The 14,699-nt window shown below is 70.6% G+C and carries 16 protein-coding genes; 7 read left to right on the forward strand and 9 right to left on the reverse strand.

All coding sequences use genetic code 11. The features are described from left to right. A partial coding sequence (locus AB0J87_RS02695; protein WP_363962332.1) for a hypothetical protein occupies window positions 1–597 on the reverse strand: 597 nt, incomplete at its 3' end. Between the two features lie 89 nt (window positions 598–686). Here AB0J87_RS02695 and AB0J87_RS02700 point away from each other — a divergent pair. Genes AB0J87_RS02700 through AB0J87_RS02715 form a run of 4 tightly spaced genes read left to right on the forward strand, consistent with a single transcriptional unit; the run spans window position 687 to window position 3,331 of the window. Further along, window positions 687–1,262 carry a hypothetical protein gene (locus AB0J87_RS02700; protein WP_363962333.1) on the forward strand — a complete coding sequence of 192 codons (576 nt, stop codon included), beginning with the start codon at window positions 687–689 and terminating at the stop codon, window positions 1,260–1,262. 4 nt (window positions 1,263–1,266) lie between these two features. Further along, window positions 1,267–1,617, forward strand: a complete 351-nt coding sequence (locus tag AB0J87_RS02705; protein ID WP_350731311.1) for a cupin — start codon at window positions 1,267–1,269, stop codon at window positions 1,615–1,617. 32 nt (window positions 1,618–1,649) lie between these two features. Continuing rightward, a complete protein-coding gene (locus AB0J87_RS02710; protein WP_350731313.1) occupies window positions 1,650–2,723 on the forward strand; it encodes an adenosine deaminase in 1,074 nt (357 codons plus the stop codon). Next, window positions 2,720–3,331, forward strand: a complete 612-nt coding sequence (locus AB0J87_RS02715) for a PH domain-containing protein (protein ID WP_363962334.1) — start codon at window positions 2,720–2,722, stop codon at window positions 3,329–3,331. Before AB0J87_RS02710 ends, AB0J87_RS02715 begins: the two co-directional genes overlap by 4 nt. On the opposite strand, the gene AB0J87_RS02720 is transcribed toward AB0J87_RS02715, so the two are convergent. The 3 genes from AB0J87_RS02720 to AB0J87_RS02730 are packed head-to-tail and all read right to left on the reverse strand — an operon-like array spanning window position 3,321 to window position 6,170. Then, window positions 3,321–4,049 carry an enoyl-CoA hydratase/isomerase family protein gene (locus AB0J87_RS02720; protein WP_363962335.1) on the reverse strand — a complete coding sequence of 243 codons (729 nt, stop codon included), beginning with the start codon at window positions 4,047–4,049 and terminating at the stop codon, window positions 3,321–3,323. The genes AB0J87_RS02715 and AB0J87_RS02720 overlap by 11 nt on opposite strands. Further along, complete coding sequence (locus tag AB0J87_RS02725; protein ID WP_363962336.1) at window positions 4,046–5,506, reverse strand: AMP-binding protein; 1,461 nt, start codon at window positions 5,504–5,506, stop codon at window positions 4,046–4,048. Before AB0J87_RS02725 ends, AB0J87_RS02720 begins: the two co-directional genes overlap by 4 nt. Then, on the reverse strand, window positions 5,466–6,170 hold the full coding sequence (locus tag AB0J87_RS02730; protein WP_363962337.1) for a TetR/AcrR family transcriptional regulator: 705 nt from the start codon (window positions 6,168–6,170) through the stop codon (window positions 5,466–5,468). The genes AB0J87_RS02725 and AB0J87_RS02730 overlap by 41 nt, the downstream gene beginning before the upstream one ends. Window positions 6,171–6,251: 81 nt before the next feature. On the opposite strand from AB0J87_RS02730, the gene AB0J87_RS02735 reads away from it, so the two are divergent. Next, window positions 6,252–7,067 carry a MerR family transcriptional regulator gene (locus AB0J87_RS02735; protein ID WP_363962338.1) on the forward strand — a complete coding sequence of 272 codons (816 nt, stop codon included), beginning with the start codon at window positions 6,252–6,254 and terminating at the stop codon, window positions 7,065–7,067. 52 nt (window positions 7,068–7,119) lie between these two features. Further along, complete coding sequence (locus tag AB0J87_RS02740) at window positions 7,120–7,605, forward strand: GyrI-like domain-containing protein (protein ID WP_363962339.1); 486 nt, start codon at window positions 7,120–7,122, stop codon at window positions 7,603–7,605. A gap of 42 nt (window positions 7,606–7,647) precedes the next feature. Here the strand turns inward: AB0J87_RS02740 and AB0J87_RS02745 are convergent, their stop codons facing one another. Next, entirely contained in the window at window positions 7,648–8,877 is a 1,230-nt protein-coding gene (locus tag AB0J87_RS02745) for a serine hydrolase domain-containing protein (RefSeq protein WP_363963093.1), read from the reverse strand. A gap of 245 nt (window positions 8,878–9,122) precedes the next feature. Here AB0J87_RS02745 and AB0J87_RS02750 point away from each other — a divergent pair, with 245 nt between their 5' ends. Beyond that, the gene (locus AB0J87_RS02750) at window positions 9,123–9,881 is read left to right on the forward strand and encodes a helix-turn-helix domain-containing protein (protein WP_363962340.1); all 759 of its coding nucleotides are present in this window, start codon (window positions 9,123–9,125) and stop codon (window positions 9,879–9,881) included. A gap of 2 nt (window positions 9,882–9,883) precedes the next feature. Here AB0J87_RS02750 and AB0J87_RS02755 read toward each other — a convergent pair whose 3' ends face one another. The 4 genes from AB0J87_RS02755 to AB0J87_RS02770 are packed head-to-tail and all read right to left on the reverse strand — an operon-like array spanning window position 9,884 to window position 14,615. Continuing rightward, window positions 9,884–11,518, reverse strand: coding sequence for a phospho-sugar mutase (locus AB0J87_RS02755; protein WP_363962341.1), 1,635 nt, complete (start codon window positions 11,516–11,518; stop codon window positions 9,884–9,886). After that, on the reverse strand, window positions 11,515–12,318 hold the full coding sequence (locus tag AB0J87_RS02760; protein ID WP_363962342.1) for a purine-nucleoside phosphorylase: 804 nt from the start codon (window positions 12,316–12,318) through the stop codon (window positions 11,515–11,517). Before AB0J87_RS02760 ends, AB0J87_RS02755 begins: the two co-directional genes overlap by 4 nt. 3 nt (window positions 12,319–12,321) lie before the next feature. Continuing rightward, window positions 12,322–13,626: a M20/M25/M40 family metallo-hydrolase gene (locus AB0J87_RS02765; RefSeq protein ID WP_350731333.1), complete on the reverse strand. Its 1,305-nt coding sequence runs from the start codon at window positions 13,624–13,626 to the stop codon at window positions 12,322–12,324. Further along, window positions 13,623–14,615 carry an Lrp/AsnC family transcriptional regulator gene (locus tag AB0J87_RS02770; protein WP_363962343.1) on the reverse strand — a complete coding sequence of 331 codons (993 nt, stop codon included), beginning with the start codon at window positions 14,613–14,615 and terminating at the stop codon, window positions 13,623–13,625. Before AB0J87_RS02770 ends, AB0J87_RS02765 begins: the two co-directional genes overlap by 4 nt. Window positions 14,616–14,699 lie beyond the last annotated feature (84 nt).

A 14,699-nucleotide genomic window follows, 5' to 3' on the forward strand; every position in this document is an offset into this window, starting at 1 on the left:
GCCATCCGGCTCCGGGGACGGGGCGTCATCCGGCTCCGGGGACGGGGCGTCATCCGGCTCCGGGGACGGGGCGTCATCCGGCTCCGGGGACGGGGCGTCATCCGGCTCCGGGGACGGGGCGCCATCCGGCTCCGGGGACGGGGCATCGCCTGGCTCCGGGGGCTCCGGGGGCGCCGGCGTTTCGGCGTGCGTGAAGAGGTCGGGGTGCGCGGCCCGGAGGAGGACGAGGGCCTGGTGCGCCTCCTCGTCCAGGGCGGCCGTCCACAGGCCCGTCACCATGGCCACCTGGTCCGGCGGCAGCGCGTCGTGGTAGCGCGCCACGAGCACGGCTCGCGCCGTGAGCGGTAGCGTGGCCAGCGCGTGGTCCTCGGGTGCGGGCGGCGGCGCGGCGGCCAGGAAGCGCGCGTACAACTCACGCAACACCTCCACGGCCGGCTGGCCCCAGCGGATGGTGGACCAGCGGCGGCACGCCGTGACCAGCGCCTCGACCGCCAGTTCGCGGGCCCGGTCCGCGTCACCCGTCAGCAGGTACGCGGTCCGCGCGAACGACGGCGAGTAGTTCGTCAGAAAGATCGGTAAATCGCCAGACTTTTTCACGTATATAACTCCTCGTGGGGTGATCAGGGTACTCGGCAGGGCGGGAAGCCCGGTCGCATGCGGGACCGCAGGCCGGGCATCTTGGAGGTATGCGCCCGTCATCCCCGCGAGCGGGCTCCCGGCTTCTCGCCTCGCTCGCCTGCCTGGCCCTGCTCACCGCCTGCGGCCAGGCCGTCCAGACCGCCCTGCCGCAGCAGCCCGCCGCCACCCGGACGGACCGGCCGGGGCCCGACACGCCGACGAGCACGGCCGAGGTGGACGTCCAGCGCGACGGGATCGAGCCCGCCGTCGTCACGGGCGTCCGGTTCGCCGGTCACGACACGTACGACCGCCTGGTCATCGACCTCAAGGGCAAGGTCCCGGGCTACAGCGTCGAGTGGGTGGACGAATTCGTCGAGGACGGCTCGGGCAAGCCCATGGACGTGAACGGCGGCGCGTACCTCCAGGTCACGCTCGTCCCCGCGAACGCCCACGACACGAAGGGCAAGCCCACCTGGAAGGGCGGCCCCGTCTTCCCCACCGGCCTGCTCAACCTCACCGACGTCGTCAGGACCGGCGACTTCGAGGGACACGTCGGCATCGGCCTGGTGCTGGCCAGGAAGGCCGCGTTCCAGGTCAAGGAGCAGGGCGGTCCCAGCCGCCTGATCATCGACGTGGCACACTGACGTCGTGGTGAGAAAGATCGAGGGCCCGGCCCGCATACCCGTACCCGGCGGCAAGCTCATCGACGAGCACATCGGCCGCGTCAGCAGCGGCGACGACGGGATCTCCATAGCGCACATGACCGCCCCGCCCGGCTGGGAGGAGCCGCCTCAGCGGCCGCAGTTCATCGAGTACACGGTTGTGCTGCGCGGCCTGGTGATGGTGGAGCACGCCGAGGGCACGACCGAGGTCGCGGCCGGGCAGTCGGTGGTGACGTCGCCGGGGGAGAGGGTCCGTTACAGCGCAGGTCCCGAGGGTGCCGAGTACATCGCGGTGTGCCTGCCGGCCTTCTCCGCCGAGAGCGCAGGGCGCGACTGAGCCAGACGCGAGGGACGCCCTATCATGGCCAGATGAGTCCCACGCTTGACGAGATCCGGCGGGCTCCCAAGGTGCTGCTGCACGATCACCTCGACGGCGGGCTCCGCGCCGAGACGATCGTCGAGCTGGCCAGGGAGACCGGCTACGATCGGCTGCCCACCGACGACCCCGACCGCCTGCGCCACTGGTTCGAGGAGGCGGCCGACTCCGGCTCGCTCGAGCGCTACCTGGAGACGTTCGCCCACACCGTGGGGGTCATGCAGACGCGCGAGTCGCTCGTCCGCGTGGCCGCCGAGTGCGCTCAGGACCTCGCGGCCGACGGCGTGGTCTACGCCGAGGTGCGGTACGCGCCCGAGCAGCACACCACGCGCGGGCTGAGCCTCGACCAGGTGGTCGAGGCGGTGCTCGAAGGATTCAAGCAGGGCTCGGAGGGGCGCGGGATCCGGGTCGGCACGCTCCTGACGGCCATGCGGCACCAGGCGCGGTCCATGGAGATCGCCGAGCTGGCCGTGCGCTACCGCGACGTGGGCGTGGTGGGGTTCGACATCGCGGGGGCCGAGGCGGGCTACCCGCCCACGCGGCATCTCGACGCGTTCGAATACCTCCAGCGGGAGAACGCCCACTTCACCATCCACGCGGGCGAGGCGTTCGGGCTGCCGTCGATCTGGCAGGCGATCCAGTGGTGCGGCGCCGACCGGCTCGGCCACGGCGTACGGATCATCGACGACATCTCCGTGTCCGAGGACGGCTCCGCCAAGCTGGGACGGCTGGCCGCGTACGTGCGTGACAAGCGCATCCCGCTGGAGATGTGTCCCACCTCCAACCTGCAGACCGGGGCCGCCCCGTCGATCGCCCAGCACCCCATCGGGCTGCTGCGGCGGCTGCACTTCAGGGTCACGGTCAACACCGACAACCGGCTGATGAGCTCGACGAGCGTGTCGCAGGAGTTCGCCAAGCTGGTGGAGGCGTTCGGCTACGGCTGGGACGACCTGCAGTGGTTCACGGTCAACGCGATGAAGTCGGCGTTCCTGCCGTTCGACGAGCGGCTGGCGCTGATCAACGGCGTGATCAAGCCGGGGTTCGCGCAGCTCAAGTGGCAGCCGTGAAACAGACCTACCGGTCCAAGACGGCGTTCGTGCTCGCCTGGGTGTGGCTGGCCTTCGTCGCGTTCAACGTCTGGGACCTGATCGCCCACTACACCGGCAAGTCGTCGCTGGTGGCGCTGGCCGTGCTCGGCGCGCTGACCGCGCTGGTCTACGTGATCGCGATGCGCCCCGCCACCGTGTTCACGGAGGCGGGGCTGATCGGGCGCAACCCGCTGCGCACGACGTTCCTGCCGTGGGCCTCGATCGAGGACGTGACGGTGTCCCACTCGATCAACGTCGAGCACGGCGAGGAGCGGGTGCTGCGGTTGTGGACGCCGATGAGCAGCGCGCGGGAGCGGGCCAGGGCGCAGCGGCGCGGGGCGCCCAGGCAGCAGCGCGGACGCTTCAGCACCGAGCCCACGCTGTCGAAGGCCGAGCAGGCGGCCGTGGAGGCGTTCGCGGGCAAGACGCACGCCGACTGGGTGGGCGACCAGATCCGCGACCGCGCCGAGTCGGCCAGGCGCCGCGAGGAAGAGGCGGCGCCGGCCCGGGTCACGTGGTCCTACGACTCCATCGCGGTGCTGGCGGCGGCGGTGGTCCTGCTGGTGGTGGCGATCGTCATCGCCTAGCCCGGTTGACGAAGCGGGACATGCCCTCCTGGGCGATGCCCGACTCCTCGACCTGCTCGGCGGCCTCCGTCTCCCTCGCGAAGGCGCGCTCGACCTCGTCCCGGGACGGCCTGAGAAGTGCCAGGTGGACCGCCGTGGCCGTGCCCGGCCGGGTCCAGTGGCGTACGCGTTCGATCGCCGCGTCCAGCAGCCGCTCCTGGGGGACGATCTCGTCCAGCAGGCCCGTGGCCAGGGCCTGCTCGGCGGTCATCCGGGTCGAGTCGAGCACCAGCTTCAGCGCCCTGGCGCCCACCAGGCGGGGGAGCAGGTAGCTGGCGGCGTTCGAGACGGACAGGCCGATGTGGTTCTCCGGCAGGAAGTACTCGGTCGCCGGGGTGCCGATGCGGGTGTCGAAGCACAGCGTCCACTCGGCGGCCCCGCCCACGGCCAGGCCGTTGACCGCCGCCACGACCGGGACCCGCGTCTCCAGCACCGCCCTGGTCATGTCGTGGAAGAGCTCCACCTCCTCGACCAGCGACTTTCCGGCGGCCTCGTGGATGTCCTCCCCGGCCGAGAACGCCCGGCCGGTGCCGGTGACCACGACGCCCCTGACGTCCTCGCGGCACGCGCGGATCGCGGTCGCGAGGTCGCGGCGCATGCCCGCGGTGAGGGCGTTGAGCTTCTCGGGGCGCGCGAGCGTGATGAGGGCCACCCCGTCGCGTTCGGTCACTTCGATCATGCTCTCTCCTTGGGGATCGCGATGGCGGGGGCGGCACGCTGGTCTTTCTTGGGATCGAGGAGGTGGCGCTTCTCGATGCGGGACGACGGGGTGAGCGTGAACTCCGCCACGAACTCCACGTACTCCGGGATCTTGAAGCGGGCCAGCCGCTCCCTGGCGTGGCCGATGATGCTCCCGGCCGTCCCGGCGTCGGGGACGTGTCCCGGGCGGAGCTGGATGAAGGCCTTGGGCAGCTCGCCGAACAGGTCGTCCGGAACGGGCACCAGCGCGGCCTGGAGGACCGCGGGGTGCTCGGTGAGCACGCCCTCCACCTCGGCGCACGAGATGTTCTCGCCACCCCTGCGCACCATGTCCTTCAACCGCCCGGAATGGTGGATGTAGCCGTGCTCGTCGCGGAAGCCGAGGTCGCCCGTGTGGTACCAGCCGCCCCTGAACGCGTGGGAGGTGGCCTCCGGGTGGTTCCAGTAGCCGTTCATCATGGGCGCGCCCCTGACCAGGATCTCGCCGGTCTCCTCGTCCAGCGTGACCTCCTTGCCCGGGTACGCGAGCCCCATGGCGCCGGTGCCGACCGTCTCCACGGCGTCGATGGGCACCCCCAGGTCGGGGCCGCTCTCCGTGGATCCGTACAGCTCGCGCCACGGCGCGCCCCAGCGCTCCTCGAACGCCCGGTGCAGGTCCGGCCGGATGCCCGAGCAGAGCACGAGGCGCATCCGGTTGTCGCGGTCGTGGGGGTGGGGCGGCTGCTTGTGCAGGAGGAGGGGCATCGAGCCGAGTACGTACGTGAGCGTCGCCCCGTGCTCCCGGACCGAGGCCCAGAAGCCGGAGGCGGAGAAGCGGGGGAGCACGACGAGGGGGATGCCGCCGACGAGGCAGAAGAGGGTGGCCCACTGGGGGTCTATGTACGAGTACGGCTGGGCGATCAGCATGACGTCGTCGTCGCGCAGGCGGACCTGGTCGGCGATGAGCCGGGCGGTCCTGAGCCAGTAGTCGTGGGTGAGCATGCAGGCCTTGGGGAAGCCGGTGGTCCCCGACGTGTACTGAAAATTCGCGATTTCGTGGGCTAAAACCGGACGCTTGTCACGGGGTTCAGCGTCGAGGACGTAGACCGTACCCGGGATGTGCGGGGCGTGCTCGTCGGTGGTCAGGGTGGCCACGGCGCCCGAGTCGCGCAGGACGTGCTCCAGGTCGGCGGCCCGGTAGCGGACGTTCACCGGCACGGTGACCGCGCCCGCCTTGAGCACGGCCAGCCAGCTCAGCGGCCAGCCGGGGACGTTGTCCATCATGATCGCCACCCGGTCACCCGGCCGGACGCCCTTGTCGATCAGCGCGGCGGCCAGGCCGTCGGACCGGGCGTCGGCCTCGGCGAAGGTGAGCTTGGTGTCGGGGAAGCGGAGGAACTCGCGCGTGCCGTACGTGCTAGCGGCGTGCCTCATCAGGTCGGGGATCGTTGCGTGCATCCGGCGGCTCCCACGGGAAGTCGGGCAGCAGGGAGAGGTCGAGGGTGGCCCCGGCCGGGGCGGGCGCGCGGACGGCGGCCAGGCCGATCGTGACGAACTCGGCGCACACCTGCTCCAGCGTGGAGTCCCCGTCGGGGCGGTACCACTCGCTGGTGCCGGTGCACATGGACATCAGGGCGAGGCGGGTCAGCTTCTGGTCGGCGACGCGGAACACGCCCTGGGCGACGCCGTCCGCGAGGGCGTTCTTCCAGTGGGCCTCGTACGCGTCGCGCAGGGCGATGATCTCGTCGTGGGCGGCGGAGCCGGGGGTGAGGGAGCGGAGTTCGCCGTCCATGACGCGGCTGGTCATGGGGCTGAGCGCGTGGACGGAGGTGAGGGAGCCGATCAGCAGGGCCAGGCGGTCGGTGGGGCTGTGGACGTTTTCCAGCATGCGTTCCGTGGCGTCGATCAGCCCTTGCTGGGCGACGCGCATGAGGTCGGCGAGCAGGGACTCCTTGCTCGTCACGTGGTGATATATCCCGGCATTGGTCATGCTGACCGCTTTGGCCAGGTCGCGGATGCTCGTGGCCGCATAGCCCTGCCGGGCGAACAGCAGCACCGCCGCCGTCCTGATCCGCCGGTTCGCATCCTCGCTGGCAGTCCTACCGAACGTTCGGTCGCCCATGATGGGAAAAATACCCCATGTCTTACGAAATCGCCATAGGTTGACCCTGACACCGTGTCAGGCCGTAGACCTGGAGCCGTCATGTTCAGCATCGGAGATTTCGCCAGGCTCGGACTGGTCTCGGTACGCATGCTGCGTCACTACGACGCCATCGGCCTGCTGCGCCCCGCGCACGTGGACCCCGTCAGCGGCTACCGGTCCTACCAGGCCGCGCAGCTGTCCCGGCTCAACCGCATCGTCGCGATCAAGGACCTCGGCTTCACGCTGGAGCAGGTCAGCGCCATCCTCGACGAGAAGGTGAGCACGGAGGAACTGCACGGCATGGTACGGCTGCGCCGCGCCCAGCTCGAAGCCCAGATCAGCGCCGACCTGGCCAGGCTCCGAGGCGTCGAGGCGCGACTGCGCACCATCGAGACGGAAGGGCACATGAGGACAGCCGAAGTCGTGCTCAAGAGGGTGGACCCGGTCCGGGTCGCCGAGCTCAGCGCCAGGGCGGCCAGCTACGAGGGGGAGGACATCGGCCCGGTCATCAAGCCGCTGTTCCGGGAGATCTGCCGCCGGGTGGAGGCCGCCGGGGTGAGCGTCGTGGCTCCCGGCCTGGCCTATTACGTGCCGGACGACGACGGCTCCGTCATGGTGCACACGTGCCTGCCGGTTTCCGTACCGCCCGGCCCCTACGACTTCGAGATCGTCGACCTGCCTCCCATCGAGACCGCGGCCGCGATCATCCACGAGGGGCCGATGGAGGCGGTGGGTCCGACGTTCCAGGCGCTGGCCCACTGGATCGAGGAGAACGGCTATCGCTCCCTGGGCCTGGCCAGGGAGATCTCCCTGCACTGCCCGGAAGACCCGGACGAGTGGGTCACCGAGCTCCAGATCGAAGTGACGTCGGCGTAGCCGATGAGTTTCGACCGCGCGCCTGGTCTGAAGGACGAAGGAGGAACACGACATGCCACAGATCGTCGAATTTCCCGAGCGCCCCTACATCGGGATCCGCAAGGCCATCACCATGACCAGCTTCGGCCTGGTCGGGGACCGCATCGGTGGGCTCATCGGCTGGCTCGCCGAGCGCGGGGTGTCCCCGGCCGACGCCCCGTTCTTCAGGTACGACAGCATCAACATGCCGGAGGATCGGCTGGTGGTGCAGGCGGGAGTGCCCGTTCCGGCGCCGGTGGCGGGTGAGGGCGAGATCTTCGCCGACGTCCTGCCCGCGGGCCGCTACGTCACCACCTCCCACCACGGCCACCCGGACCAGCTGAGGAGCGTCATCGCCGGGATGCTGAAGTGGGCTGAGGAGCAGGCCCTGACCTGGGACATGACCGAGAAGGACGGGACGGAGCACTGGGGCTGCCGCCTGGAGTTCTACAAGACCAACCCCATGGTCGAGCCCGACCTGAACAACTGGGACATCGACCTCCAGTTCCGCCTGGCCTGACCTTCGAGGGAAAGCGGGTCCGGAGAGGACCCGGTGCTGCGGTCAGTCGTCGATGGCCTGGTAGAGCGTGGTCCAGAAGTCGTTCATCACCCGCGCCGGGTCCGGGACGGTGTACCCGACCTGGGTGAGCAGGATTCCGGTGAGCCGCTTGGCCGGGTCGGCGTAGGTCGAGGTGCCGCTTCCGCCGTCCCAGCCGAACTGGCCGACGGAGGCGTAGTCGCCCCGGTACGTGCGCACCGCCATCCCCAGGCCCCAGCCGCCCTGCTGCCCCTGGCCGAAGGACACGTGGACGTTGTTGACCGCCAGCGCGTGCCGGGCGGCCTGCTGCTCGGCCGTGAGCCGGTTGGTGGTCATCAACTCCACCGCGGGTCGCGACAGGATCCGCTCGCCGCCGTGCATGCCGCCGTTGAGCAGCATCCGGAAGTAGGCGTGGTAGTCGTCGGCGGTGGAGACCAGCCCGCCGCCGCCGCCCTGGAACGCCGGAGCCTGGTTCCACCGTCCGCCCTTGGCCTCGTCCCACACGAGGAACTCGCCGGTCTGCGGGTCGGGGGCGTACAGGTCCGGCAGCCGGTCGATCTTGTCGTCGGGCACGTGGAAGCCGGTGTCGGTCATGCCCAGCGGCTCGAAGATGCGCTCGCGCAGGAACTCCTCGAACGACCGGCCCGTGACCCGGGAGACCAGCACGCCGACCAGATCGCTGCTGATCTGGTACTGCCAGCACTCGCCGGGCTGATGCATCAGCGGCAGCTCGCCCAGGCGGCGCATCCACTCATCCTGCTCGGGCACCGGCACCGGCAGATTGGGCGTGAGCCCCCGCTCGAAGATCGCGTTCAGGATCGGCGTGCCCAGCGCCGTCATGTCCATGCCGAGCCCGAACGTGGAGGTCAGCACGTCCCGCACGGTGATCGGCCGGCGCGCCGGCACGGTGTCGTCCAGCGGCCCGTCGATCCGCTTGAGCACCTGGCGGTCGGCCAGCTCCGGCAGCCACGCGTCCACCACGTCGTCCAGCCGCAACCGGCACTCGTCCAGGAGCACCATCGCCGCCGCGATCGAGACCGGCTTGGACGTGGAGGCCATCCGGAAGATCGTGTCCCGGCGCATCGGCGCGCCACCGTCATGACGCATCGTCCCGATCGCCTCGACGTGCGTCTCGTCGCCCCGGCCGACCAGGGCGACCAGCCCGGGGATCTTCCCGGACTCGACATGCCGCGTCAGCACCTCACGCAGCCTGCGCAGCCCCGCTTCGGAGAAGCCGCCGTTGCTGTGTTCCATCATGAATCTCCTCGCGCACATTGTTCGGGAATCTCTGAACGACTGCGACATTACATTGCGTTCACTGATCGGTCAACACACAAAGGCAGACTGTTTATCTAGCTAGAGCGGTAAATGCGGAGCTGCTTTGCAATGACAATGGAGCTGAACGCAAAAGCTGATCAAGAAGTGGATTGCAATGAGAATCCGCGCGAATGCATACTGTGCAGCGGGGCCGCACGGCGAGCGACAGGAGACGAGCACCGATGCCCGGAGGCAGACTCACCAACGAGGACCGTCAGCACATCGCCGCGGGGCTGGCCGAGGGGCTCGGATACGCGGAGATCGGCCGGCGTCTGGAGCGGCCCGCCTCGACCATCATGCGGGAGGTCACCCGCAACGGCGGACCCGACGATTACGGGGCGGAGCGGGCGCACGAGGCCACCCGGCATCGCGCGCGCCGTAACAAGCAGGCTCAGCCTCCGGCGTCGCCGATCCCCGACGGCGGCCACGGGCGTGACCCGCAAGAGGTGCGGGACTTCACGGAGTCCTTCACCGCCCTCCTCGTCCAGCAGGGGCTGCCCCAGATGATGGCGAGGGTGCTGGCCTGCCTGTACATCACCGACTCCGGCACCCTCACCGCCGCCGACCTGGTCCAGCGGCTACGCGTCAGCCCGGCGTCGGTCTCGCACGCCGTCGCCTTCCTCGAACAGCAGGGAATGCTCAGGCGGGAACGGGTCCCCGGCAGGCGGCGCGAACGCTATGTCATCGACGACGAGATCTGGCTCCGGTCCATGCTCGCAGGCCTGCAGATGAACGAGGCCCTGGCGGCCGCGTCGCGGCGCGGAGCCGAGATCCTCGGGGCCGCGACCCCGGCGGGCCTGCGCTTCGAGTCCTCCGCCGAGCTCCTTCACCTCGTGAGCGAGGCCTTCCGGCAGGTCATGGAGCAGTGGCGGCAGGGCCAGGCCGCCCGGCACCCGGGCACCCTGACCCCACGGGACGAAACTCCTCCAGGTCCGCGGTAGCTTCAGAGGCCCAGGCAGGCGGCCAGGTCGGCCTTCAGGGCTGCGAGATCGCGAGCCGCCTGCTCGCGGGCCTGCGCGACCTCCCCCGTCACCGGCACCACGACCTCCAGGTAGCACTTCAGCTTGGGCTCCGTGCCCGAAGGGCGGACGACCACGCGGCCGTCCCCCGACAGCAGGTATCGCAGCCCGTCCGTGGGCGGCAGGCCGCCGTCGCCCTTCGCCAGGTCGTCCGTACGCGTCACCGCCCGGCCGCCCAGCGCGGTGGGAGGGTGGGCGCGCAGGCGGGTCATGGCGTCGGCGATCAGCGACAGATCGGACACCCGGAAGGAGAGCTGGGACGTCGCGTGCAGCCCGTAGCGGCGGGCCTGGTCGTCCAGGAGGTCCAGCAGCGTACGGCCGGAGCGCTTGGCCGCCGCGGCGACGGCCGCGACCGTGAGGGCCGCCCCGATCCCGTCCTTGTCCCGGACCGGCAGGCCCGCGTCGGAGCCGACGCTGTAGCCGATGGCCTCCTCGTAGCCGAAGACCAGCCCCGGACCCGCCTTGATGATCCACTTGAAGCCCGTCAGCGTCTCGCCGTAGCGGACCCCGTGCGCCCGGGCGATCTTGCCCAGCAGGGTCGAGGAGACGATGGTGGTGGCCACCATGCGGTCGCCGGAGGTCTGCGTGATCACGTGCTCGGCCAGCAGGCCGCCGACCTCGTCGCCGGTCAGCATGCGGCACGTCCCGTCCGGCAGCGGGACCCCCACCGCGCACCTGTCGGCGTCGGGGTCGTTGGCCAGGACCAGGTCCGCGTCCAGCTTGGCGGCCAGGGCGATGGCCAGGTCCATCGCGCCGGGCTCCTCCGGATTGGGGAAGGAGACCGTCGGGAAGTCGGGGTCGGGGTCGCGCTGCTCCTCGACGGCCACCGGGGTCTCGAAGCCGGCGGCCAGGAACGCGCCGGTGAGCGTGGCGGCGCCCACCCCGTGCAGGGGCGTGTACGCCACGCGCAGGTCGCGGGCCTCACCCAGGGGCAGGGCGGTCACGGCGGCGAGGTAGTCGTCGACGATGCCCTCGCCGAGCTCCGTCAGCGTGCCGGGACCGTTCAGCGGGAGCCGGTCCACCCGTCCGACGGCGTCGATGGCCGCCGAGATCTCGCCGTCGACCGGGGGCACGATCTGGGAGCCGTCTCCCCAGTAGACCTTGTAGCCGTTGTCGCGCGGCGGGTTGTGGCTGGCGGTGACCGTGACCCCGGCGTCCGCGTCAAGGTGGCGTACGGCGAAGGCCAGCACGGGCGTGGGCAGCGGACCCGGCAGGAGGGACGCGTGCAGCCCGGCACCCGTCAGGACGGCGGCCGTGTCACGGGCGAACACGTCGGACTTGTGGCGGGCGTCGTAGCCGACGACCACGTGCTTGCCCGGCCCGAGGACCCGGGCCAGGCCCGCGGCGGCGCGCATGACGGTGACGCGGTTCATCCGGTTGGGACCCGCGCCCAGCTCTCCCCGCAGGCCCGCCGTGCCGAACTCCAGCTTGGCCCCGAACCGGTCGCGCAGGGCCTCCAGGTCGCCGCCGTCCAGGAGCCGGGAGAGCTCGTCACGGGTCTCCGGGTCCGGGTCCTGGGCCAGCCACTCCCGCGCCGCAAGCACCAGATCCTCGCTCACAGCCGGTCCACCACCTTGGCCAGCAGGACGCCCATGCGGGCCGCCGTGGACCGGCCGACCTCCAGGACCTCCTCGTGGTTGAGCGGCTCGCCCGCCAGCCCCGCGCCGGGGTTGGTGACCAGGGAGACGCCGAGCACCTCCAGCTTCGCCTCCCGGGCGGCGATGGCCTCCAGGACGGTGGACATGCCCACCATGTCGCCGCCCAGCGTGCGCAGCATGCGGATCTCGGCCGGCGTCTCGTACGTGGGCCCGCGGAAGGCCACGTACACACCCTCGGAGAGGCTCGGGTCGACCTCGCGCACCAGCTCGCGCAGGCGGCGCGAGTAGACCTCGGTGAGGTCGATGAACGTGGTGCCGGTGATCGGGTTGGCCCCCGTCAGGTTGATGTGGTCGCTGATCAGGACCGGGTCGCCGACGTTCTGCGTCTCGGGGCGCAGGCCGCCGGCGGCGTTGGTGAGCACGAGCGTGCGTACGCCGGCCGCGGCCGCCGTACGCACTCCGTGGACGACCGCGTCCACCCCGAGCCCTTCGTAGAGGTGCGTGCGCCCGAGGAACACCAGCGCGTGCCGCCCCGCCGAGGTGCGCACGACGCGGATCTTGCCGCCGTGCCCCGCCACGGCGGGCGCGCGGAAACCGGGCAAATCAGTGAACGGGACCTCGCTCACCGTCTCGCCGATGGCATCGGCGGCGGGCACCCACCCCGACCCCATGACGAGAGCCACGTCGAAGGTGCCGAGGCCGGTCGCGCTCTTGAGAGCCGCGGCGGCCTCATCTGCCAGGGTGTATGCGTCGTTGGTCACAACTCAGTAGTTTAGGAGGAGCCTGTCCAGCACCCGCACCCCGAACTGCAGGGCGTCCACCGGCACCCGCTCGTCCACGCCGTGGAACATCGAGGCGAAGTCCATGTCGGCGGGCAGCCGCAGCGGCACGAAGCCGAACCCGCGCACCCCCAGGTCCGCGAAGAACGTCTTGTTGTCGGTGCCGCCCGACATGCAGTACGGGATCGCCCGCGCCGCCGGGTCCTCGGCCTTGAGCGCCGCGATCATCGACTCGACCAGCGCCCCGTCGAACGTGGTCTCCAGCGCGATGTCGTGGTGCACGAACTCGCGCCGGATCTTCGGCCCGAGCAGCGAGTCGACGGTCTTGAAGAAGTCCTCCTCGAACCCGGGCAGGAACCGCCCGTCGACCACCGCCGTGGCCTGGCCGGGGATGACGTTCGACTTGTAGCCGGCGTCGAGCTGGGTCGGGTTGGTGGTGTTGCGCAGCGTCGCGCCGACGAAGCGGACGAGCGGCCCGATCTTGTCCAGGATCGGCTGCGGGTTGTCCTCGTCGAACGGGATCCCGAACGCGTCCGCGACCTCGGTGAGGAACTGCCGCACGGTCGGCGTGTACGTGAGCGGCCAGTCGTGGTCGCCGATCCTGGCCACGGCCTTGGCGATCTCGGTCACGGCGTTGTCGGAGTTGAGCATCGAGCCGTGCCCGGCCGTGCCGTCGGCGATGAGCTTCATCCAGGCCAGGCCCTTCTGGGCCGTCTCGATCAGGTAGAGCCGCAGAGACGGGTCCACCTCCAGCGAGTAGCCGCCGACCTCGCTGATCGACTCGGTGACACCCTCGAACAGCTCGGGGTGGTTCGCGGTGAGGTACTTGGCGCCGTACACGCCGCCGGCCTCCTCGTCGGCCACCCACGCGAACACGAGGTCGCGGCGCGGCCGGCGCCCGTCGCGCTTGAGCTGGCGCAGCACGGCCAGCATCATCGCGTCCATGTCCTTCATGTCCACGGCGCCGCGGCCCCAGATGTAGCCGTCGCGCACCTCGCCGCCGAAGGGGTCGACGGACCAGTCGGCCGCGTTGGCGGGCACGACGTCCAGGTGCCCGTGCACGAGCAGGGCGGGCAGGGACGGGTCGGTGCCCTCGACCCGGGTGATCACGTTGCCGCGGCCGGGCTCGCTCTCGATGTACTTCGAGTCGATCCCGACCTCGGCCAGCCTGGCCATGACGACCTCGGCCGCGGCCCGCTCGCCGGGGCCCGTGCCGTCCCCGTAGTTGCTGCTGTCCACGCGGATCAGCTCTGCGCAAAGGTCGGCGACTTCGTTCTCGGCAGGTGTCATGGCGTCTTCTCCCAACGATGATCCAACGTGAGCAAACCGGACTTGTGGAGGTGGCCGCGCTTGTAGGCGCGGGTGATCAGGGTGAGGTCGCTGTCGGCGATCTCGTCATACTGCCCGACGACGCCGGTCATGAAGCGGTAGAGGTCGGCCTCGTGCGCGGCCACGACCTGCACGATGAGGGAATGGCTGCCCGAGGTGGCGGCGCAGTAACGCACGCTCGGGTGCCCGGCCAGCCGCTGCCCGACCAGGTCCAGCCCGTACGGCCGGACCTTCAGCCACAGCATGGCCTCGACCTCGAGCCCGAGCAGCGCGGGCTCCACCTCGGCCCGCGGGAGCAGCAGCCGCCGTTCGATCAGCGAGGTCACCCGCCTGCGCGCGGTCGGCACGGAGACGTCGAGGCGCTCGGCGACGGTGGTGAAGGCGATCCTGCCGTCGGCGGCGAGCAGCCGGGCGATCTCCTCCTCCAGGGGCGACAGGCCCTCCTCGTCGGGCAGGCACTCGGGGGGCGGCGCGGGTCGCAGTTCGAGCACCTCCTCCTCGCTGAGGTACGGCGCGTGCCACTCGGCCACGGTCCTGAACGTGTGGAGCACGACCTGAGCCTGCGTCTGCCGCACGCCGTAGATTTCGGACATCTGCGTGGACAGTACGTGATGCAGATCCTCGCGGGACGGGGAGACCAGCTCACAGCCGATGTCGGCGGCGCCGGTCAGCGCGTAGACCGAGCGCGTGTCGGGCCGGCCGGCCAGCGCCTCGGCCACCTTGCCCGCCGTGCCGGGGCGCACCTGGACGTGCAGGTGGACGGGCCGACCGTGACCGGTGCGCAGGTCGTCGTAGATGGCCGTGACCCGGACGATCCCCTCGGAGATCAGGCGCTGCAGCCTCCTGGCGACCGTACGTTCGTGCTCACCGACGACCCTGCCGATCTCGCCCCACGAGGCGCGCGGGCTGACCTGGAGCGCGGCGACGAGGCGCCGGTCGAGAACGTCCACCTGCAACCTGTTCTGTGTCGGGTTTGTAAATATCTGGCCAGAGATTTGACTGTTTCGGTCGTCCAACTGCACAGTAAGCCATCT

This window comes from Nonomuraea sp. NPDC049625, assembly GCF_040675285.1.
GTDB lineage: Bacteria > Actinomycetota > Actinomycetes > Streptosporangiales > Streptosporangiaceae > Nonomuraea > Nonomuraea angiospora_A.

Coding starts and splice junctions, on each gene's coding strand:
- AB0J87_RS02700 (WP_363962333.1), top strand. CDS start 687: ATGCGCCCGTCATCCCCGCGAGCGGGCTCCCGGCTTCTCGCCTCGCTC.
- AB0J87_RS02740 (WP_363962339.1), top strand. CDS start 7,120: ATGCCACAGATCGTCGAATTTCCCGAGCGCCCCTACATCGGGATCCGC.
- AB0J87_RS02725 (WP_363962336.1), bottom strand. CDS start 5,506: ATGCACGCAACGATCCCCGACCTGATGAGGCACGCCGCTAGCACGTAC.
- AB0J87_RS02720 (WP_363962335.1), bottom strand. CDS start 4,049: ATGATCGAAGTGACCGAACGCGACGGGGTGGCCCTCATCACGCTCGCG.
- AB0J87_RS02750 (WP_363962340.1), top strand. CDS start 9,123: ATGCCCGGAGGCAGACTCACCAACGAGGACCGTCAGCACATCGCCGCG.
- AB0J87_RS02745 (WP_363963093.1), bottom strand. CDS start 8,877: ATGGAACACAGCAACGGCGGCTTCTCCGAAGCGGGGCTGCGCAGGCTG.
- AB0J87_RS02730 (WP_363962337.1), bottom strand. CDS start 6,170: ATGGGCGACCGAACGTTCGGTAGGACTGCCAGCGAGGATGCGAACCGG.
- AB0J87_RS02765 (WP_350731333.1), bottom strand. CDS start 13,626: ATGACACCTGCCGAGAACGAAGTCGCCGACCTTTGCGCAGAGCTGATC.
- AB0J87_RS02735 (WP_363962338.1), top strand. CDS start 6,252: ATGTTCAGCATCGGAGATTTCGCCAGGCTCGGACTGGTCTCGGTACGC.
- AB0J87_RS02710 (WP_350731313.1), top strand. CDS start 1,650: ATGAGTCCCACGCTTGACGAGATCCGGCGGGCTCCCAAGGTGCTGCTG.